Raw genomic sequence first — 18,662 nt, forward strand, 5'->3', positions numbered from 1 at the left:
TACTTGGACGGCGCATCACGCAAGGTGCTTGGGCCCAGGAATGGCAACATCACGTAAGGGCCGCTGCCGACACCCCAGTAACCCAGTGTCTGACCGAAGTCTTCGTCATTGCGCTGCAGGCCCATTTTGGTGCCGACATCAATGACGCCCAGCAAGCCGAAGGTGGTGTTGAAAATGATTCGTGCGGTATCAACGCCTGCGGCGCGAGGTTTGGCCTGCAGGATATCGTTGGCCAGGTTGCGCACATCGCCGATGTTGCGAAAGAAGTTATGAACGCCGTCTTCGACAAACTGCGGCGTTATGTACTGGTAACCCTGGGCCAGGGGCTTCAGCGCGTAGGTGTCGATCACGTCGTTGAACTTGTAAATCGGGCGGTTGACGCTTTCCCAAGGATCCTCTTCCGTGGCTGCCTGGGCAACGAACGGAACCAGCATCACACTGGCGCACACACAAATCCTGGCTAGATGATTGCTCCAGCGCATAGAAAAAAACTCCTTGGTTTGTACTGGCTCAGGCGCGTGGCCCGGGCAATAAGTTGCCAAGTATAAGACGTAAACGCTGTTTAAGGCACTTTGCACGAAATCCACATTGAAGGAATCGTGCCAAATGCGAGCGATTCACGTCCATGTCACTCAACTGTCACCGTCGCCCGCTAGCCTTCAGGCTATTTCAGGGACGTCCACATGCCGCTCGCCGAAGCCTTGCCCCAAACTGCACCCAGCCTGACCGCCGTACTGTTCGGCCTCAGTGGCTGCCTGGTGGATTTCGGCGCATACACGCGCCGGCACGGCAGTCACTCGGCCGAACACGCCGAGGCCACACCCGGCGCACTGGATAGCCTGCGCAGCTTGCAGCGCCGGCAAATCCCCTGCGCCTGGCTCGATGAGCTGCCCCCTGCCTTGAGCCAATCCCTGGCCGCTGCGTTGCCTGAATGGATCCAGCCATCGCAACATTTAGCAACAAATACCCCATGGCCCGCCCCGAATGCCTGCTGGCAAGCCTTGATGACCCTGAACGTCGAGCGACTCGACGGCTGCGTACTGGTGAGCGGCGAACCCCGCCTGCTGCAAGCGGGGCTCAATGCCGGGTTGTGGACCATCGGCCTGGCGTCCTGCGGCTCGCTGTGCGGATTGACGCCTCAGGAATGGCAAGCGCTGACCCCGCAGGGGCGCGACATCAAACGCGCCAAGGCGACGATGCAACTGTTCGGTCTTGGCGTGCATTCGGTGATCGATCACCTCGGTGAACTCGACACCTGCCTGGCCGATATCAGCTTGCGGCGGCTCAAGGGCGAAAAGCCCTGACCGAGATCATGCACGTTGCGCGCGAGTGGATTAATCTAAAGGTCAGGCATCGACCTTTGGCCTTCGGTCATGGTCTATGCCAGTGCCTATCGATTAAAGAAGGAAGAACGCCATGCCTGCCCGCGAACTGCAAGAACAGCTCAATGCCCTGCGCGAGCAATTGGAACAGAATCCTCCGTTGTCCGAAGCCGAGCGCGCCGAGTTACACGAACTGATGCAGCAGATTGAGTTGAAGCTTGAACTGGAAACCAAAACCCAGGATTCCAGCCTCGCTGACGGCGTCAACCTGGCCGTGGAACGCTTCGAACTCGAACACCCCACCCTTGCCGGGACCCTGCGCAATATCGGGCAGGCCTTGGCCAACATGGGGATCTGAACCCTGCTGATGCAAAAAAGCCCTGCTATCGCCAGCAGGGCTTTTTCATTTCTACGACTGACAATGCAAATCCCCTGTAGGAGCGAGCCTGCTCGCGATGAGGCCGGCACATCCAACATCAATGTTGCCTGACACTCAGCCATCGCGAGCAGGCTCGCTCCTACAATTGGATCTTCATTGACGGACCAAACGATGGTTCGGCAGTTGCACCTCTTCAGTGCTGCGATACGGGTTGATATCCAGCCCGCCCCGCCGCACATAACGCGCATACACCGTCAGTTTCTCCGGTTTGAGCAACCGCTGCAGGTCGAGGAAGATCCGCTCTACACACTGCTCATGGAAGTCCGAATGCTGGCGGAAGCTGACGATGTATTCGAGCAGGCTCGCGTGATCCAGCGCCGCGCCACGGTACTCCACCGCCACGCTGCCCCAGTCCGGCTGGCTGGTGACCGGGCAGTTGGACTTGAGCAAATGGCTGTGCACGCTCTCCTCGACAATGCGCGAATCATCGCAGCGCAGCAGTTCCGGCCGCGGATGCTCGTAGTTGCTGACGCTGATATCCAGCTCGTCGATGCACACGCCCGGCAAGGCCACGACGCCTTCGCTCTCGACGTCCTTGAGACTGCGAATGCGCACGCCCACCGGCTTGCCGGCAGCCGCCGACAAATCCTTGACCAACGTCGCCTCAAGGCTCGCGGTATCGGCAAACGGCGTCTGGTTCAGGGAGTTGAGGTACAGCTTGAACGACTTCGATTCGATGATGTTCGGCGAATCCGCCGGAATGCTGAATTCGCCGATCGCCACCACCGGCTTGCCCGACGGCAGCAGCCAGGACAATTCGAAGCAGTTCCAGAAGTCCACGCCTTTATACGGCAGGGTTTGCGCCGTCAGGCCCAGTTCCGCCCACTTCGCGGTGCGCGGGATCGGGAACAGCAAGGACGGCGTGTAGGTGGCGATGTATTCGCTGGACTTGCCCAGCGGCGAATGTTCGGCTGCGGGATGCATGGCGGAAACCTGACTGAAGAATCAGCGGATTCTATCAGCCTTTGCTCCCGCCTTTGAGTGCTTACTGACTGACAGTCACTTTGCCGACCATGCCGGCCTGGTAATGACCGGGGATGTTGCAGGCAAACTCAAGGCTGGTGGCCTTGCTGAAGGTCCAGGTCAGCTCGGCGGTCTTGCCCGGCTCCACCAGTACGCTGTTCGGGTCGTCATGCTGCATGCCTTGGTCCATTTTGCTGTGATCCATGCCAGCCATGTTGCCGTGATCCATTGCCTTCATGCCGGTCGGTGTCAGCATGCCGCTCTGTTGCATCTGTAACATTTCCTGCTGGTGTCTGGCGTGCATCGCCGCATCCCCGAGGTTGAACTCATGCAACAACTGGCCTTTATTGACCAGCACGAAGCGCACGGTTTCCCCGGCCTTGATGTCGATGGCCTTTGGCGTGAAGGACATGTCGCCCATGACCACCTCGACGCTGCGGGTCGCCTTGGCCGCCGGGGCCGGTTGACCGAAATCGTAGGAATGCCCGGCGTCCGCCCACACCGGTGAGCTCAGCGCCAACAAACACAGGATTTGCGCCACGGATTTGCGTAAAAACATCGTCATACTCCAACAAGATAAGGCTCAGCATGGGGAAAACTCTAAACTGCTGCCACTGCCCGCAACCTGACAGCCAGATTACAACTTTGTCAGGTTGCCCTGCATGAACGCCGTCCACGGTATAAAGCGTTCGTTCCATCTGCCAAGAGCCACCCATGAAACTGCTGATCGTCGAAGACCAACCGAAAACCGGCCATTACCTGCGCCAGGGCCTGGCCGAGGCCGGGTTCAACACGGAACTGGTGGCCGACGGCAACACCGGCCAGCAATTGGCCCTCAGCGGCGAATATGCCCTGCTGATTCTCGATGTGATGCTGCCGGGTCGTGACGGCTGGCAGATTCTGCAAGCGGTGCGCAGCGCTGGCCTGGACACACCGGTACTTTTTCTGACAGCGCGTGATGCCGTGGAGGACAGGGTTCACGGCCTCGAACTGGGCGCCGATGACTATCTGGTCAAGCCGTTTGCCTTCTCCGAGCTGTTGGCGCGAGTGCGCAGCCTGTTGCGTCGCGGCAGCGCCACAACCCAGGAAACCAGCCTGCAACTGGCCGATTTGCGCCTGGACCTGATCCGTCGCCGGGTCGAACGCAGCGGCCAGCGTATCGATCTGACCGCCAAGGAATTCGCCCTGCTGGAAATGCTCCTGCGCCGCCAGGGTGAAGTCCTGCCCAAGTCGCTGATTGCCTCCCAGGTCTGGGACATGAATTTCGACAGCGACACCAATGTCATCGAGGTGGCGATCCGTCGCCTGCGCCTGAAGATCGACGATGAATTCCCCAACAAACTGATCCACACCGTGCGCGGCATGGGTTACGTCCTCGAAGAGCGCCCCGCCTGATGCGCCGGCTGTCCTTGAGCAGCCGCCTGGCGCTGTTGTTTGCCGCCTGCACCGCCGTGGTGTCGTTGTTCGCCGGGGTACTGTTCAGCCGCGCCAGCGAGGCGCACTTCGTCGAGCTCGACCAGCAACTGCTGGACGGCAAGCTGATTGGCTTGCGTCGGGCCTTGCACGACTTCCAGTCGAGTGACAGCGAAGTGAAACTGGCCGAGGCAATGAGTCGGCAGGCTGGCCTGCCCCTGCGAATCACCGGCAGCGACGGCCAGCGCTGGTATGACAGCTCGACCAACATTCCACAGGCATTGCCGCGCCAGCCCGGATTGTCGACGGTGAGCCATGAAGGCATGGATTACCGCGTGCTGAATGCGCCGCTTTTCGCGGACAAACCCGAGTCACCGCAACTGACCCTGCTGCTGGACATCACCCACCACCAGCATTTTCTGCAACGCATGCAGCGCTTGATCTGGCTGACCGTCGGCCTGTCAGCCCTGGCCACCGCACTGCTTGGCGCCTGGGCGGCACGCAGCGGCTTGCGCCCGCTGCGGCGGATCAGTGCGGTCGCCAGCGGTGTTTCCGCGCAATCGCTGAACGCGCGGTTGCCTGAAGAAAACATGCCGCCGGAACTGGCGGAAATGGCCCACAACTTCAACGCCATGCTCGGACGCCTCGACGACTCGTTTCAGCGCCTGTCGGCCTTCTCCGCCGACATCGCCCATGAACTGCGCACGCCACTGTCGAACCTGCTGACCCACACCCAGGTCACCCTCACCCGCCCTCGCCCCCTCGAGGACTACCGCGAGGCCCTGCACAGCAACCTCGAAGAACTGCAATGGATGGCGCAACTGGTCAATGACATGCTCTATCTGGCCAAGGCTGACCATGGATTGTTGATTCCCAAGCACGAACCATTGGAGCTGGGACAGGAAACGGATCTGCTGCTGGAGTTTTTTGCGCCATTGGCGGAAGACGCGCGGGTGACGCTCGCACGGGAAGGTAATGGGTGCCTGGAAGGCGACCGCAGCATGTTGAGGCGAGCATTGTCCAACTTGCTGGATAACGCACTGCGCTTCACGCCGGTCGATGGCGAGGTTCGGGTGCGAATCGTCGATCAGCCAAAAGAACTGCGCCTGAGCGTTGAAAACACGGGCCAACAGATTCCCGAAGATCTATTGCCGCGTCTTTTTGACCGGTTTTACCGGGCCGATCCTGCGCGTCGTGAAGGCAGTAGCGAACACGCGGGACTGGGACTGGCGATCACCCAGTCGATCATCCGTGCCCATGGCGGGCAAATTCGTTGTGAATCGGAGAATGGGTGGACGCGGTTTGTGATCGAGTTGCCAAGGGGGGATTGAGGCTGGCAGTTCCGGCCTCATCGTCGGAACGCCGCCCGGAGCAAGCTCGCTCCCACAGTGTTTTGTGGCGTTCACATAGTCTGTGTACGACGCAGCCCCCTGTGGGAGCGAGCTTGCTCGCGATGGCGGTGTTACGGGTTACGAATACCGCAGAGCGTGAGCCGGCTCGATCTTCGCTGCCCGCCACGCCGGGTAAACCGTGGCCAGGAAGCTCATGACAAACCCCGCCGTGCAGATCAATGCCACATCCGCGCCTTGCAGCTCGGACGGCAGGTTGCTGACGAAATACACGTCTGAACTGAAGATGTGCTGCCCGCTGACCCGCTCGATCCAGCCCACGATCTGGCTGACGTTCAGCGCGGCAATCACCCCCAGCACACCGCCAATCAAGGTGCCGACGATGCCGATCACGGTGCCCTGCACCATGAAGATCGCCATGATCTGCCGTGGCGTGGCGCCGATGGTGCGCAGGATCGCGATGTCCGCGCCCTTGTCGTTCACCACCATGATCAGGGTCGCGATGATGTTGAACGCCGCCACCGCGACGATCATCAGCAACAGCAGGCCGATCATGGTTTTTTCCATTTTCATTGCGCTGAACAGGCTGCCCTGGGTGTGGGTCCAGTCGTCAGCCTTGTAGGTGGCGCCCAGCCCCGTGGCGATATCGCTCGACACCTGCGGCGCGGCATACAGTTCCTTCACCGCCAGGCGCACGCTCTGCACCTGATTCGGCTCCCAGTGCTGCATCTGCGCGGCATCGGCCATGTGGATCAGCGCCATGGTGCCGTCCAGTTCGGCGCCGACCTTGAACACACCGACCACATTCAGCCGTTGCATGCGCGGGGTAATGCCACCCGGCGCATTGCTGACTTCCGGCACGATCAGGGTGATCTTGTCGCCGACGTTCAAGCGAAAGCGGCGCGCCGTGATCTCGCCGATCACCACACCGAATTCGCCCGGCTTCAGGGCTTCGAGACTGCCCTGGACGATGTGCTTGGCGACGATCGACACCTGGCCTTCCAGCGCCGGATCGACACCACTGACCTGGATTGGCTGCATCGTGCCCTTGTAGGACAGCATGCCTTCCATCTCGGTGAACGGCACCGCCGCCGTCACTTCCGGGTTTTTCATCGCGGCCGCTGCCACGGGTTTCCAGTCATCAATCGGGTTGACGCCGACGATGGTGGCGTGCGGCACCATGCCGAGGATGCGCGAGCTCATTTCGCGCTGGAAGCCGTTCATCACCGACAGCACCACGATCATCGCCAGCACGCCGAGGGCGAGGCCGATCATCGACGTCATCGAGATGAAGGAAACAAAGCGATTGCGGCGCTTGGCGCGGGTATAGCGCGTGCCGATAAAGATCGATAACGGTCTGAACATTCGCTGGGGCACCGTATAAAAATAAAAGACCCGACGCCCTTTCAGGCATCGGGTTTCAGCCAATCAGATGGGAGTGAGGCAGCCTTCCTGCAGGTGCAGGACGCGGTCCATCTGGCGGGCCAGGTTCATGTCGTGGGTCACCACCAGGAACGCCGTGCGCATCGAGGTGCTGAGTTCCAGCATCAAATCCTGAATACCTTGCGCGGTGTGGGAGTCGAGGTTGCCGGTCGGCTCGTCGAGCATCACCAGGCCCGGTGTGTTCACCAGGGCGCGGGCGATGGCCACACGCTGACGCTCACCACCGGACAATTCGGCCGGTTTGTGTTCCAGGCGATGGCCCAGCCCTACCCGCTCCAGCAACGCCGTGGCACGCTGACGCGCCTCCGGGATCGCGGTCTTGCCGATCAGCAGCGGCATGCAGACGTTTTCCAGCGCAGTGAATTCCGGCAGCAGATGGTGGAACTGATACACGAAGCCGAGGGCGCGATTACGCAGCAGGCCGCGTTTCTTCTCGCTCAGCGCCGACAGTTCCTCGCCGTCGAGCCAGACGCTGCCCTTGGTCGGCGTATCGAGGCCACCCAACAGGTTGAGCAAGGTACTTTTGCCCGAGCCCGACTTGCCGACAATCGCCACGCGCTCGCCCGGGTGCAACTCCAGTTGCAGGCCGGCCAACACTTCCACCGATTCCGGGCCTTCCTCGTAGGACTTGCCCAGGCTGCGGCAGCTCAAGATTGCTTTATCACTCATGCCCGACTCACTCATAACGTAGCGCCTCCGCAGGCTGGGTGCGCGCGGCACGCCAGGCTGGATACAGGGTGGCGAGGAAACTCAGGACCAACGCCGCAGAGCAGACCATCACGACGTCCTGGCTCTGCACTTGCGATGGCAGGTAATCGATGAAATACACGTCGGCGTTGAGGAACTTGTGCCCGATCAATCCTTCGAGGGCGGAGATCGCGGCACTGACATTCAGCGCGGCGAAGATCCCGACCACGGCGCCAATGGCCGTACCGACCACACCAATCACCGTGCCTTGCACCATGAACGTGCGCATGATCGTGCCCGGCGTGGCGCCCAGTGTGCGCAGGATCGCGATGTCGCCCTTCTTGTCGTTCACCACCATCACCAGCGTGGAAATGATGTTGAACGCCGCGACGGCAACGATCAGCAGCAGCAACAGGCCGATCATGGCTTTTTCCATGCGGATCGCCTGGTACAGGTTGCCGTGGGTGCGGGTCCAGTCGCGGGCGTAGTAGCGGTCTTCACCGAGATCGCGGRCGATGCTCCACGCAGTGCGCGGTGCCTGGAACAGATCGTCGAACTTCAGGCGCAGGCCCTGGACCTGATCCGGCTTCCAGCGGTGCAGCCGGGCCAGATCCTGCAGGTTGGTGACGCCCAGATAGCCATCGAGCTCACCGGCACCGACATGGAAGATGCCGACCACGGTAAAGCGCTTCATGCGCGGGAACATCCCGGCCGGGGTCACGGTGACTTCCGGTGCCACGAACGTCAGCTTGTCGCCGATCGCGGCACCGAGCTTGGCCGCGGCCTTGTCGCCGATGACGATGCCGAACTCGCCCGGCACCAGGTCGTCGAGTTTTCCCTGGGTCATGAAGTGATCAATGATCGACACCTGGCGCTCTTGCGCCGGGTCGATGGCATTGAGCAGCACTTTCGAGACCTTGCCGTTATTGGTCAGCAAGCCCTGCATTTGCGTAAACGGCGCCACGGCCGCCACCTGCGGGTTCTGCTTGACCTTGGCCGCCAGGCTTTGCCAATCGCTGATCGGCTCGCCGGACTCGATGGTCGCGTGGGGCACCATGCCCAGCACGCGGGTGCGCATCTCATGATCGAAGCCGTTCATCACCGACAGCACCACGATCATCACGACCACGCCAAGGGCGAGCCCGATCATCGAAGTCAGGGAAATGAATGACACAAAATGATTGCGACGCTTTGCACGGGTGTAACGCGTGCCGATAAATACGAAGAGAGGTCTGAACATGTCGGGGCTTGTTCGGAGGGAAAAGGAACGTCCTTGTGGCGGGGGTCGATAACCAGCTTTACACTCAGACCACCGCCGCTACCATGGGTTCGCCATGTCGACATTAGATGAAGAAGATCGCCGCGAATACTACCGTATCGAGGACACGATCGCACTGGAAATTCGGCCCCTGTCCGCTGCTGAAGCCACAGGCCAGGAAGTGTTGCAGGATGCTTCCCCACTCTTCAACTTGCTCAGCGAGCTGCACCTGAGCGAATTCGAGTCGCAACACCTGTTGCGCCAGATCAGCGAACGCGACCGCACGACCGCCGCATTCCTCAAATCCCAGAACAAACGCATCGATTTGCTGAGTCAGGTCGTCGCCCTGACAGTGCTCGGGCAGATCGGCGAACCGCGGCCGGTGATCATTTCCGAAGGCGGCATCGACTTTCAGCATCCAGCGCCCATCGCCGCTGGCGCACGCCTGTCGGTCAAGCTGGTGCTGATGCCGCAAGCCCTGGGCCTGCTGCTGCGCGCTCGCGTCACCCATTGCGACCGCAAGGGCGATGGCTATGACGTTGGCACCGAGTTCGAACACCTGACCGACGCCCAACGCCAACTGCTGGCCCGCCACATCTTGCAAAAGCAGGCCCAGGAACGACGACTGGCCCGCGAACAACTCGAATCAGGCAATTAATTTAAGGAAGAACCGTGACCCTCATCTACGGCCATCGCGGCGCCAAGGGCGAAGCACCGGAAAACACCCTGACCAGCTTTCAGGAATGTCTCAAGCACGGCGTGCGTCGCTGCGAACTGGACCTGCACCTGTCCATGGATGGCGAACTGATGGTCATCCACGACCCGACCCTCAAACGCACCACTGACCGTCGCGGCAAGGTCGTCGAACACACGGCGGCCGAGCTTGTGACCTATGACGCACGCAAGGGCGGCCCGGGCTGGGTGAAGCCGTGCCCGATTCCGACGCTGGAAGAACTGTTCGAAAAGTGCGACTTCGATCACTGGCAGCTGGAAGTCAAAAGCGCATCACGGATGCGTGCCGCGACCACCGTGCTGGCAATTCGCGAAATGGTGCAGCGTCATGGCCTGATGGACAAGGTGACCATCACCTCGAGTTCCCGTGAAGTGCTCAAGGCGGCGCTGGAGTTGGTGCCGGACGTATCCCGCGGGCTGGTAGCCGAGTACGCCTGGCTCGACCCGCTGAAGGTCGCGGCCAGCTATGGCTGTGAGATTCTGGCGCTGAACTGGACCCTGTGCACGCCGGAACGCCTGCAAAGGGCGCAGCGTCAGGGGTTGCATGTGTCGGTGTGGACCGTCAACGAGCCCGCGCTGATGCGCAGACTCGCCGACTTCGGCGTTGACAGCCTGATTACAGACTTTCCCGGTTTGGCCACTGCCACGCTCGAGAATTGCTGAAATCGGTCTCCCCGGCCGGCTCAGGCCACCGGCCGGAGCCGCTCAAAAAAGCCGGTTGAGGCCATCGTACGCGGCTACCCGATAGGCTTCGGCCATGGTCGGGTAGTTAAACGTGGTGTTGACGAAGTACTTCAGCGTGTTCAGTTCGCCCGGCTGGTTCATGATCGCCTGACCGATGTGCACGATCTCCGACGCCTGATAACCGAAGCAGTGAACGCCCAGCACTTCCAGGGTTTCACGGTGGAACAGGATTTTCAGCATGCCTTGCGGCTCACCGGCGATCTGCGCCCGCGCCATGCTCTTGAAGAACGCCTTGCCGACTTCATACGGCACCTTGGCCTGGGTCAGCTCCTGCTCGTTCTTGCCGATCGAGCTGATCTCCGGAATGGTGTAGATGCCGGTCGGCACGTCATTCACGAAACGCCAGCTGCCGTTATCGACGATGCTGCCAGCGGCCGAACGGCCCTGGTCGTGGGCGGCACTGGCCAGGCTCGGCCAGCCGATCACGTCACCGGCGCCATAGATGTTCGGCACGCAAGTGCGGTACGCCTCGTCGACTTCGATCTGGCCACGGCTGTTGACCTTCACGCCGATGTTTTCCAAACCCAACTGATCGGTGTTGCCGGTACGACCGTTGCACCAGAGCAAGGCGTCGGCCTTGATCTTCTTGCCGGACTTGAGGTGCAGGATCACGCCATTGTCCACGCCTTCGACGCGGTCATAGTCTTCGTTATGGCGAACCGTGATGTTGTTGTTGCTGAAGTGGTAGCTCAGGGCCTGGGAGATTTCCGAGTCGAGGAAGCTCAGCAACTGACCACGGTTGTCCACCAGTTCAACCAATACCCCCAGACCGCTGAAGATCGAGGCATATTCGCAACCGATCACGCCGGCGCCGTAGACGATGAGTTTGCGCGGAGTGTGGCCGAGGCTGAGGATGGTGTCGCTATCGTAGATACGCGGGTGGTGGAAATCGATGTCCGCCGGGCGATAAGGACGCGAACCGGTGGCGATGATGATGTGCTTGGCCACCAGTTTTTCGACCACGCCGTTGGCGCAGACCACTTCGATGGTTTGCTCGTCGGCGAAGCTGCCGGTGCCGAAGAACACGTCGACGCGGTTACGGGCGTAGTAGCCGGTACGCGAAGCGACTTGTTTGGAAATGACTTTCTCGGCGCTTTTCAACACGTCCGGGAAGGAGAACCAGCGTGGCTCACCAATGGCCCGGAACATCGTGTTGGTGTTGAACTGCATGATCTGCCGCACCGAGTGACGCAGTGCCTTGGACGGGATGGTGCCCAAGTGAGTGCAGTTGCCGCCGACCTGGCGACGGCTATCGACCATCGCGACCTTGCGCCCTGCCTTGGCGGCGTTCATTGCCGCGCCTTCCCCCGCCGGGCCGGAACCCAGCACCACCACGTCGTAGTTGTAGACAGCCATGCGTACTCCTCAGAACAGGCCGCGGCACCCTCGGCGCCTGCGGCTAAATCACGCCAATGCGTGGCATGAAGGAACAATTTGGGGCCAGTACAGAACCCGGACACAGTCTATAGAAGCGTCAACGCCGCGCACATTAACCCTTGGTCGCGTCGTAGGCTACTTTTGCCTGCGCTACAACGCCAGTTTTCAATGCTCAAATCGCCGAAATCATTCGGTTTTTTTGCCATTGATGCGCTCAAAAGCGTGATTGCTGCGCGTGACGAAACCTGTATCGGCACGAATCACAAAAAATGCACCGATATCGTGTTTCTCTGCGTAGTCCCAACCGCGCTCCGGGCCAAGTATCAACAACAGCGTCGATAAGCCATCGGCCATCAACGCCGAAGGATGAATCACCGTGACCGATGCCAGGTTATGTGAGACCGGCGCACCGGTGCGCGCATCGAAGGTGTGGGAAAAACGCTGGCCGTCCTGCTCGAAGTAATTACGATAGTCGCCGGAGGTGGACAGGCCATAGCCGTCGACGACAATGACGCGCTCGGCCACCTGCCGATCATCCCGCGGCTCTTCCAGGGCGATGCGCCATGGCGAGCCGTCGGCCTTCCTGCCGGACGCCTTGAGCTCACCCGTGGCCTCGGCGAGGTAGTCATGGATGCCCATCACCTCGAGTCTTGCGGCAATCGTGTCCACCGCATAACCGGCGGCGATGCTGTTGAAGTCGACCTCGACGGGGGCATCCTTGCACAACTGGTCGCCATCGATACGCAAGTGTTCATGGCCGACGCGCTGGCGGGCTTCGGCGAGCGCTTCAGCGGTCGGGACTTTTTCCCCGCGAGCCTGCGGACCAAATCCCCAGAGGTTCAGCAGCGGCTCCACCGTCAGGTCGTAGGAACCGTCGCTTTGCACTGACAGTCGCTCGCCCACGCGGACCAATTCGAGAATCGACGCCGGCATTGCCTGACAGCGGTTGGCCGGTAATGCATTGAAGCGCTCGATGTCCGAGTCGCTGCGGTAGGTCGACATTTGCCGATCAATGTCAGCGAGGATCTGCTCAACCTGGGCGCGGACCTCGTCCGGCGCCGGAAGGCCGGCATGGCGCACATACTTGATCGAATAAGTGCTGCCCATGGTCGGGCCGCCGAAGGTTTCGAGGGGGTCACTGCTGCCGCAGCCAGACAACAGGACGATCAACACAAAGCACCATGTCCGCCAGATCAACAATTCCTGCATCCCCTGAAGAACACCCTGACACACCATCGAGGCTCGCCATTATGCGATAGAAACTGTGGGAGCGAGCTTGCTCGCGATGAGGCCATCACATTCAACATTGATATTTCTGTCAGACCGCTATCGCGAGCAAGCTCGCTCCCACAGGGGATTGCAGCCAGGCACAGGTCCCGGGAGCACCCACAAGTGAAGGGACAGCTTCAAATCGATCGGCTAGTCCATTCGGACGAAGCCACTCGCGAACCGCCGCCATAACCTGTTTCTACAACAATAAAACCGTGTCGAGAGCCACCATGCGCAAATCCACTTGTGCTCTGTTCATCATCCTCTGTGCGGGTACTTCCACCAGCCTGTGCCAACTGTTCAAGAATGAAGCCTACCGACCGACCACGGCCTACTTCAGCTGTTTGAGCATGGCCATCAACTGTTACCCGCCAGTGGTGCGCAATCTGCTGCCTTGAGTGCTGTTTGCAACAGCCATAAAAAACCACCGAATCCCGGTGGTTTTTTCGTTGCTTCAAGGATCAGGTTGGCAAAACCCCTCGGGCCCGTGACAGGGTCAGCGCCAGGTCCTCGATCATATCTTCCTGCCCTCCCACCGTGCCGCGACGGCCCAGTTCCACCAGCAGCTCGCGAGCGGCAATCCCGTACTTCTGTTCAGCACGCTTGGCGAACAGCAGGAACGAGCTGTAGACCCCGGCATAACCCAACGTCAGGGCATCGCGGTCGAGGCGGATCGGCTGGTCCATCATCGGCACCACCAGGTCTTCGGCCACGTCCATGATCTTGTACAGATCGATTCCACTGTTAACGCCCATGCGCTCCAGCACCGCGACGAACACTTCCAGCGGCGTATTGCCCGCCCCCGCACCAAGACCTGCAACCGATCCGTCGATCCGCGCAGCACCGGCCTCGATCGCGGCCAGGGAGTTGGCGATGGCCATGCCCATGTTGTGGTGGCCGTGGAACCCGACTTCGGTCCCGGCATTCAGGCCGGCACGCAAAGCACCGATCTTTTGCGTCACTTCATCGGGCAGCATGTAGCCGGCCGAGTCGGTGCAGTAGATGCAGTTGGCGCCGTAGCTTTCCATCAGGCGCGCCTGCTCCAGCAGTTTCTCCGGGCTGACCATGTGCGCCATCATCAGGAAGCCGACGGTGTCCAGGCCCATCTTCGCCGACATGCCGATGTGCTGGCCGGACACGTCCGCTTCGGTGCAGTGAGTGGCGACACGAATGGTCGACACACCGTGTTCGTGGGCCATCTTCAGGTGGTCGAGGGTACCGATCCCCGGCAACAACAGGGCCGAGACCTTGGCCTGTTTCATCTGCGGGATCACCGCAGCGAAATATTCCTCGTCGCTGTGAGCGGGGAAACCGTAGTTCAGCGACGCACCGCCCAGGCCATCGCCGTGGGTGATCTCGATCAGCGGCACACCCGCAGCATCGAGGCCGGTGGCCACCGAGACCATTTGTTCGATGCTGATCTGGTGCTGTTTGGCGTGCATGCCGTCGCGCAGGCTCATGTCGTGCAGACGGACGCTCTTACCTTGCAAATTCATACTCATCTCCACTCAACGGACTGGCAGTTGCAGGGTGCCCTTGTGGGCTTCTTCGGCGAACATCTCGGCCGTGCGCAAACCGGCGGCGGTCATGATGTCGAGGTTGCCGGCGGACTTGGGCAGGAAATCGCCGAGGCCTTCGACCTCGATGAAAATCGACACCTTGCGCCCGTCGAACACCGGCCCGTTGATCAGCTTGTAGCCGGGCACATAGCGCTGCACTTCGCGGACCATCTCCAGCACCGAAGTGCGGATCGCATCCTGATTCGGCTCGTCATCGGTCAGGCAGTGGATGGTGTCGCGCATCATCAGCGGCGGCTCGGCCGGGTTGATCACGATGATCGCCTTGCCGCGTCGGGCGCCGCCGATCTTCTCCACCGCACCGGCGGTGGTGCGGGTGAACTCGTCGATGTTCTGCCGGGTACCCGGGCCGACCGAACCGGAAGAAACCGTCGCGACGATTTCGCCGTAACTCACCGGCTGCACCCGGGACACCGCCGCTACCATCGGGATGGTCGCCTGGCCACCGCAGGTGACCATGTTGACGTTCATCGCCAGGCTCGACGCGTGCTCCTTGAGGTTGACCGGCGGCACGCAGAACGGGCCGATGGCCGCTGGCGTGAGGTCGATCATGATCACCCCCAGCTCGTTGAGCTTGCGGCTGTTTTGCGCATGCACGTAGGCCGAGGTGGCATCGAAGGCGATACGGATGTCATCGTCGAGGACGTGGGGCAGCAAGCCGTCGACGCCGCCGGCGGTGGTTTTGATGCCCATTTCCCGGGCACGTTTCAGGCCCTCGGATTCGGGGTCGACACCCACCATCCACACCGGCTCGATCCATTGCGATCGGCACATTTTCATCAGCAGATCGGTGCCGATGTTGCCCGGGCCGATAATGGCCGCTCTGAGTTTTTTGCTCATTGGGTCAAACTCCAAAAGTCAGGCGCAGAAAGACACCCGGGCACTGCCCAGGCCATCGATAGTCAGCGAAAAGTGGTCGCCGGCACGGGCCGGTTCCAGTGGTACCAGGGATCCGGACAGGATGATTTCCCCGGCCTTGAACGGAATGCCGAAGGCACCCAGGGTGTTGGCCAGCCAGGCCACGGCGGTCAGCGGATTGCCCTGGACCGCCGAACCCAGGCCTTCGCTCAGGGGCTCACCGTTCTTGGACACGCGCATGCGCAGGTTGGGCAGGTCCAGCTCGCGGGGGTCGACCTGGCTGTCGCCCAGCACGAACACGCCGCAGGAGGCGTTGTCGGCCACGGTGTCCTGGATGCGGATGCGCCAGTCGTGAATCCGCGAGTCGACGATCTCGAAGCACGGCATCACGTATTCGGTGGCAGCCAGTACGTCGGCTTCGGTGATGCCGGGGCCGACCAGATCATGCTTGAGCTTGAAGGCGATCTCGCCCTCGGCCCGTGGCTGGATCAGTTTGTTGGCCGACAGGGAAATCTGCGCATCGTTATCGAAGGACATCTGCCGGGTGATGAAGCCGAAATCCGGCTGATGCACGTTGAGCATCTGCTGCACCGCCGCCGAGGTCACGCCGATTTTCTTGCCGACGATCTGGTCACCGGCCGCCACCCGACGCTCAATGGCGTACAGGGAAATGTGATAGGCGTCTTCGATGCTGATCGACGGCCAACGCTCGGTCAGCGGCGCCAGGGTGGAGCCGCTGAGCAGCGCCTGATAAAGCTCTTCGCCGAACTCACGGCGCAATTGCAGGCTCATCCGCGGGCCTCCTGAAAAAATGCCAGGCACTGGCGGTTGAACAGATCACGATGCTCGACCTGAACCCAATGCCCGCACTCGCTGAGCATCACGAAGCGGATGTTGCTGCAGTGTTCAAGCATGGTCTGGGCACCGGAGGACGGGCAGAACTTGTCGTTCATGCCCCAGAAGCCGAGGATCGGGCACTGCAACTCGCCCAGGCGCGACGTCATGTTCGGCACCTGCATGGTCGACAGCACGCACACCGGTTGCTGTTGCACCACGGCTACCCGCTCGTTGACCGTCTCGTCGCTGATCAGGCTTTCATCGAACAGTTGCAGGGCCAGCAGGCGACGCATGCCCGCCGCATCGTTCAGCTCACCCTTGGCGAAAGCCGCACCCATTTTCTGGATGCCTTCCATCTGCAGGTAATACTGTTCCTTTTCCATCAGGCCACCGGGGGCCATCAGCACCAGACGGCTGACACGCTGCGGTTGGTCGAGGGCCAGTTTGATCGCGATTGCGCCGCCCAGGGAGTTGCCGACCAGCACGCAGCGCTGGATGTCCAGGGCGTCGAGCAGACCGCTCAGCGCGGCCGTGAAGAAATCCAGGGTGTAGAGGGTGTCGGGTTTGTCCGAAGCGCCGTAGCCCGGCAGGTCGGGAACGATGATCCGGTAACCGGCCTCGGCAAACACCGGGTAGTTCTGCTTGAAGTTGCTGTGCCCGCTGGCACCCGGCCCGCTGCCGTGAATGAAAACCACCGGCTCGCCGCTGCCGCCATCCTTCCCGCTTATATCCACATAGCGCAGCTGCAAACCATCCGGCAGCGTAACGAAGTGCCCTTGCGCTGAAGCGCCCATAAGGTGTCCTCCCGGCCTGTTGTTGTAGCCGGATTATTCCGAGGGGCCGGGTGATCAACATCGTCCGACAGGACTACGCCTCCCCCCTGTAGGAGCGAGCCTGCTCGCGAAAAACGCCAGGACAACGCGTTCAGTCAGGCAGAACACGTTTTCGTTGACGTCCATCGCGAGCAGGCTCGCTCCTACAGTCTCTAGTCTCATCGGACGTTGGATTACAGGGACCACAGACCTAGCATCGACGGCATACCCGAGCGACAGAAAGAGAATTCCCATGCTTGATCCAATGGACTTTCACGGCAAAGTGATACTGGTCACCGGCGGTGGCAAAGGTGTCGGACGCGGCATTACTCAGCGCTTTCTGGACTGCGGCGCCGAGGTGGTGATCTGCGGTCGCGAAGCCCCGCCAACCCTGCCGGCCAGCGCCGGGCGCGAGGCGCTGTTCCTGCCCTGTGACCTGCGCGATGTCGAGCAATCCGGGCGCTTGATCGCACAAATCGTCGAGCGCTTCGGGCGCCTCGATGTGCTGGTCAACAACGCCGGCGGTTCACCGAATGCCGACGCCGCGACAGCCTCGCCGCGTTTCAGCGAGGCAATCATCCGTTTGAACCTGATTGCGCCACTGAACCTGTGCCAGCAGGCCAACCAGGTGATGCAAGCCCAGGCCGATGGCGGCGCGATCATCAACATCTGCAGCGTCAGCGCCACCCGCCCTTCCCCCGGCACCGCCGCTTATGGCGCGGCCAAGGCCGGATTGCTGAACCTGACCACCTCACTGGCGGTGGAATGGGCGCCGAAGGTGCGGGTCAACGCCGTCACCGCCGGGCTGATTCTCACCGAACAGGCGGCCATGCATTATGGTGACGACGCGGGCATTGCCCGGGTGGCGGCGACCATCCCGCTGCAACGTCTGGCGACCCCGGAAGACATCGGCGACACCTGCCTGTACCTGGCCTCGACGCTGGCCCGTTACGTCAGTGGCGCGGACATCGCGGTGCATGGCGCAGGCGAACGCCCGGCGTTTCTCGATGCGGCCCAATCCCATTCATAAGAGGACTTTCGAGATGCCCGTAGCCAGCCACAGCGTTGTACTGAACCTCACGCAACAAGCCGCCTGGATCAAACTGCGCGACCTGAGCCTCGCCCCACACTACGTACCGGGGCTCACCGGTTGCCAGTTTCATCCCGGCGCAACGCAAGGCGTCGGCGCCAGTCGCCGGGTGTTGCGCAAGGGCGGTCAGTATCTGGATGAAAGCGTGGTGCAGTGGCGGGAAGGCACTGGTTTCGTGCTGCGGTTGCACAAGGGCGACAATGACTCGCCCTTTCCGTTTCGCGAGGCGAGCTTCAGTTATGCCTTGCAAGCCGAAGGCAACGCGACCCGCATCACCCTGCAAATGAGTTACAGCCTGCGCGGTGGCAGGCTGTTTGAAGGATTGCTGGCCAAGGCCTTCAACAAGGTCGTGCGACAGATTGCCGAGAACCTCAAGGCCTTCTACGAAACCGGCCGTACACAGAATCCTGATATGGCTGTCAGCACATCCAACATTGATGTTGCCTGACACGCCGCCATCGCGGGCAAGCCCGCAGGGGATTGGGGATACTC

The 18,662-nt window shown here is 61.2% G+C and carries 21 protein-coding genes; 9 read left to right on the top strand and 12 right to left on the bottom strand.

The window, feature by feature from the left end:
• Window positions 1-482, bottom strand: a 482-nt coding sequence (locus AC1DRN_RS17210; RefSeq protein WP_477786758.1) for an MlaA family lipoprotein, incomplete at its 3' end; no start/stop codon positions are given.
• 201 nt (window positions 483-683) lie between these two features.
• On the opposite strand from AC1DRN_RS17210, the gene AC1DRN_RS17215 reads away from it, so the two are divergent.
• Window positions 684-1,304, top strand: coding sequence for an HAD superfamily inactivated hydrolase PcrP (locus AC1DRN_RS17215; RefSeq protein ID WP_223462648.1), 621 nt, complete (start codon window positions 684-686; stop codon window positions 1,302-1,304).
• Between the two features lie 112 nt (window positions 1,305-1,416).
• Window positions 1,417-1,680 carry a DUF4404 family protein gene (locus tag AC1DRN_RS17220; RefSeq protein ID WP_008053327.1) on the top strand — a complete coding sequence of 88 codons (264 nt, stop codon included), beginning with the start codon at window positions 1,417-1,419 and terminating at the stop codon, window positions 1,678-1,680.
• Between the two features lie 174 nt (window positions 1,681-1,854).
• Here the strand turns inward: AC1DRN_RS17220 and queF are convergent, their stop codons facing one another.
• Together queF and copI are read right to left on the bottom strand one after the other, a co-directional pair.
• Window positions 1,855-2,685: an NADPH-dependent 7-cyano-7-deazaguanine reductase QueF gene (gene queF / locus AC1DRN_RS17225; protein WP_218428821.1), complete on the bottom strand. Its 831-nt coding sequence runs from the start codon at window positions 2,683-2,685 to the stop codon at window positions 1,855-1,857.
• A 61-nt stretch (window positions 2,686-2,746) separates the two neighbouring features.
• Entirely contained in the window at window positions 2,747-3,283 is a 537-nt protein-coding gene (gene copI, locus AC1DRN_RS17230) for a copper-resistant cuproprotein CopI (RefSeq protein WP_223462647.1), read from the bottom strand.
• 155 nt (window positions 3,284-3,438) lie between these two features.
• On the opposite strand from copI, the gene AC1DRN_RS17235 reads away from it, so the two are divergent.
• The gene (locus AC1DRN_RS17235; RefSeq protein ID WP_223462646.1) at window positions 3,439-4,119 is read left to right on the top strand and encodes a heavy metal response regulator transcription factor; all 681 of its coding nucleotides are present in this window, start codon (window positions 3,439-3,441) and stop codon (window positions 4,117-4,119) included.
• A complete protein-coding gene (locus AC1DRN_RS17240; RefSeq protein WP_223462645.1) occupies window positions 4,119-5,468 on the top strand; it encodes a heavy metal sensor histidine kinase in 1,350 nt (449 codons plus the stop codon). Before AC1DRN_RS17235 ends, AC1DRN_RS17240 begins: the two co-directional genes overlap by 1 nt.
• Before the next feature lie 138 nt (window positions 5,469-5,606).
• On the opposite strand, the gene AC1DRN_RS17245 is transcribed toward AC1DRN_RS17240, so the two are convergent.
• The 3 genes from AC1DRN_RS17245 to AC1DRN_RS17255 all read right to left on the bottom strand — a co-directional run bounded on the left by AC1DRN_RS17245 (window position 5,607) and on the right by AC1DRN_RS17255 (window position 8,856).
• Window positions 5,607-6,851 carry a lipoprotein-releasing ABC transporter permease subunit gene (locus AC1DRN_RS17245; protein ID WP_223462644.1) on the bottom strand — a complete coding sequence of 415 codons (1,245 nt, stop codon included), beginning with the start codon at window positions 6,849-6,851 and terminating at the stop codon, window positions 5,607-5,609.
• Between the two features lie 63 nt (window positions 6,852-6,914).
• Window positions 6,915-7,598, bottom strand: a complete 684-nt coding sequence (gene lolD / locus AC1DRN_RS17250) for a lipoprotein-releasing ABC transporter ATP-binding protein LolD (RefSeq protein ID WP_177323267.1) — start codon at window positions 7,596-7,598, stop codon at window positions 6,915-6,917.
• A gap of 7 nt (window positions 7,599-7,605) precedes the next feature.
• Window positions 7,606-8,856 (bottom strand): lipoprotein-releasing ABC transporter permease subunit, encoded by a 1,251-nt coding sequence (locus AC1DRN_RS17255; protein WP_477786759.1) that lies wholly within the window; start codon window positions 8,854-8,856, stop codon window positions 7,606-7,608.
• Window positions 8,857-8,950: 94 nt separating this feature from the next.
• Between AC1DRN_RS17255 and AC1DRN_RS17260 the strand changes: the two genes are divergently transcribed.
• Together AC1DRN_RS17260 and AC1DRN_RS17265 are read left to right on the top strand one after the other, a co-directional pair.
• Window positions 8,951-9,532, top strand: a complete 582-nt coding sequence (locus AC1DRN_RS17260) for a PilZ domain-containing protein (RefSeq protein ID WP_223462642.1) — start codon at window positions 8,951-8,953, stop codon at window positions 9,530-9,532.
• A 14-nt stretch (window positions 9,533-9,546) separates the two neighbouring features.
• The gene (locus AC1DRN_RS17265) at window positions 9,547-10,269 is read left to right on the top strand and encodes a glycerophosphodiester phosphodiesterase (protein ID WP_223462641.1); all 723 of its coding nucleotides are present in this window, start codon (window positions 9,547-9,549) and stop codon (window positions 10,267-10,269) included.
• Between the two features lie 42 nt (window positions 10,270-10,311).
• On the opposite strand, the gene sthA is transcribed toward AC1DRN_RS17265, so the two are convergent.
• Together sthA and AC1DRN_RS17275 are read right to left on the bottom strand one after the other, a co-directional pair.
• Window positions 10,312-11,706 carry a Si-specific NAD(P)(+) transhydrogenase gene (sthA, locus tag AC1DRN_RS17270; RefSeq protein WP_223462640.1) on the bottom strand — a complete coding sequence of 465 codons (1,395 nt, stop codon included), beginning with the start codon at window positions 11,704-11,706 and terminating at the stop codon, window positions 10,312-10,314.
• A gap of 207 nt (window positions 11,707-11,913) precedes the next feature.
• On the bottom strand, window positions 11,914-12,936 hold the full coding sequence (locus AC1DRN_RS17275; protein WP_223462639.1) for an FAD:protein FMN transferase: 1,023 nt from the start codon (window positions 12,934-12,936) through the stop codon (window positions 11,914-11,916).
• A gap of 290 nt (window positions 12,937-13,226) precedes the next feature.
• On the opposite strand from AC1DRN_RS17275, the gene AC1DRN_RS17280 reads away from it, so the two are divergent.
• Entirely contained in the window at window positions 13,227-13,394 is a 168-nt protein-coding gene (locus AC1DRN_RS17280; RefSeq protein ID WP_223462638.1) for a hypothetical protein, read from the top strand.
• Window positions 13,395-13,457: 63 nt separating this feature from the next.
• Here the strand turns inward: AC1DRN_RS17280 and dmpG are convergent, their stop codons facing one another.
• The 4 genes from dmpG to AC1DRN_RS17300 are packed head-to-tail and all read right to left on the bottom strand — an operon-like array spanning window position 13,458 to window position 17,062.
• On the bottom strand, window positions 13,458-14,492 hold the full coding sequence (gene dmpG / locus AC1DRN_RS17285; RefSeq protein ID WP_223462637.1) for a 4-hydroxy-2-oxovalerate aldolase: 1,035 nt from the start codon (window positions 14,490-14,492) through the stop codon (window positions 13,458-13,460).
• Between the two features lie 12 nt (window positions 14,493-14,504).
• Window positions 14,505-15,413: an acetaldehyde dehydrogenase (acetylating) gene (locus AC1DRN_RS17290; RefSeq protein ID WP_223462636.1), complete on the bottom strand. Its 909-nt coding sequence runs from the start codon at window positions 15,411-15,413 to the stop codon at window positions 14,505-14,507.
• 18 nt (window positions 15,414-15,431) lie between these two features.
• Window positions 15,432-16,223 carry a fumarylacetoacetate hydrolase family protein gene (locus tag AC1DRN_RS17295; protein WP_223462635.1) on the bottom strand — a complete coding sequence of 264 codons (792 nt, stop codon included), beginning with the start codon at window positions 16,221-16,223 and terminating at the stop codon, window positions 15,432-15,434.
• On the bottom strand, window positions 16,220-17,062 hold the full coding sequence (locus AC1DRN_RS17300) for an alpha/beta fold hydrolase (protein ID WP_223462634.1): 843 nt from the start codon (window positions 17,060-17,062) through the stop codon (window positions 16,220-16,222). Before AC1DRN_RS17300 ends, AC1DRN_RS17295 begins: the two co-directional genes overlap by 4 nt.
• 271 nt (window positions 17,063-17,333) lie before the next feature.
• On the opposite strand from AC1DRN_RS17300, the gene AC1DRN_RS17305 reads away from it, so the two are divergent.
• Both AC1DRN_RS17305 and AC1DRN_RS17310 read left to right on the top strand, forming a co-directional pair.
• Window positions 17,334-18,110, top strand: a complete 777-nt coding sequence (locus AC1DRN_RS17305) for an SDR family oxidoreductase (protein WP_223462633.1) — start codon at window positions 17,334-17,336, stop codon at window positions 18,108-18,110.
• 13 nt (window positions 18,111-18,123) lie between these two features.
• Window positions 18,124-18,618: an SRPBCC family protein gene (locus AC1DRN_RS17310; protein ID WP_223462632.1), complete on the top strand. Its 495-nt coding sequence runs from the start codon at window positions 18,124-18,126 to the stop codon at window positions 18,616-18,618.
• Window positions 18,619-18,662 lie beyond the last annotated feature (44 nt).

The sequence above is a fragment of the Pseudomonas sp. P5_B3 genome, assembly GCF_056400405.1.

Coding starts and splice junctions, on each gene's coding strand:
- AC1DRN_RS17305 (WP_223462633.1), top strand. CDS start 17,334: ATGCTTGATCCAATGGACTTTCACGGCAAAGTGATACTGGTCACCGGC.
- AC1DRN_RS17240 (WP_223462645.1), top strand. CDS start 4,119: ATGCGCCGGCTGTCCTTGAGCAGCCGCCTGGCGCTGTTGTTTGCCGCC.
- AC1DRN_RS17275 (WP_223462639.1), bottom strand. CDS start 12,936: ATGCAGGAATTGTTGATCTGGCGGACATGGTGCTTTGTGTTGATCGTC.
- AC1DRN_RS17220 (WP_008053327.1), top strand. CDS start 1,417: ATGCCTGCCCGCGAACTGCAAGAACAGCTCAATGCCCTGCGCGAGCAA.
- sthA (WP_223462640.1), bottom strand. CDS start 11,706: ATGGCTGTCTACAACTACGACGTGGTGGTGCTGGGTTCCGGCCCGGCG.
- lolD (WP_177323267.1), bottom strand. CDS start 7,598: ATGAGTGATAAAGCAATCTTGAGCTGCCGCAGCCTGGGCAAGTCCTAC.
- AC1DRN_RS17245 (WP_223462644.1), bottom strand. CDS start 6,851: ATGTTCAGACCGTTATCGATCTTTATCGGCACGCGCTATACCCGCGCC.
- AC1DRN_RS17280 (WP_223462638.1), top strand. CDS start 13,227: ATGCGCAAATCCACTTGTGCTCTGTTCATCATCCTCTGTGCGGGTACT.
- AC1DRN_RS17215 (WP_223462648.1), top strand. CDS start 684: ATGCCGCTCGCCGAAGCCTTGCCCCAAACTGCACCCAGCCTGACCGCC.
- AC1DRN_RS17300 (WP_223462634.1), bottom strand. CDS start 17,062: ATGGGCGCTTCAGCGCAAGGGCACTTCGTTACGCTGCCGGATGGTTTG.
- AC1DRN_RS17295 (WP_223462635.1), bottom strand. CDS start 16,223: ATGAGCCTGCAATTGCGCCGTGAGTTCGGCGAAGAGCTTTATCAGGCG.
- copI (WP_223462647.1), bottom strand. CDS start 3,283: ATGTTTTTACGCAAATCCGTGGCGCAAATCCTGTGTTTGTTGGCGCTG.
- dmpG (WP_223462637.1), bottom strand. CDS start 14,492: ATGAATTTGCAAGGTAAGAGCGTCCGTCTGCACGACATGAGCCTGCGC.
- AC1DRN_RS17235 (WP_223462646.1), top strand. CDS start 3,439: ATGAAACTGCTGATCGTCGAAGACCAACCGAAAACCGGCCATTACCTG.
- queF (WP_218428821.1), bottom strand. CDS start 2,685: ATGCATCCCGCAGCCGAACATTCGCCGCTGGGCAAGTCCAGCGAATAC.
- AC1DRN_RS17310 (WP_223462632.1), top strand. CDS start 18,124: ATGCCCGTAGCCAGCCACAGCGTTGTACTGAACCTCACGCAACAAGCC.
- AC1DRN_RS17290 (WP_223462636.1), bottom strand. CDS start 15,413: ATGAGCAAAAAACTCAGAGCGGCCATTATCGGCCCGGGCAACATCGGC.
- AC1DRN_RS17260 (WP_223462642.1), top strand. CDS start 8,951: ATGTCGACATTAGATGAAGAAGATCGCCGCGAATACTACCGTATCGAG.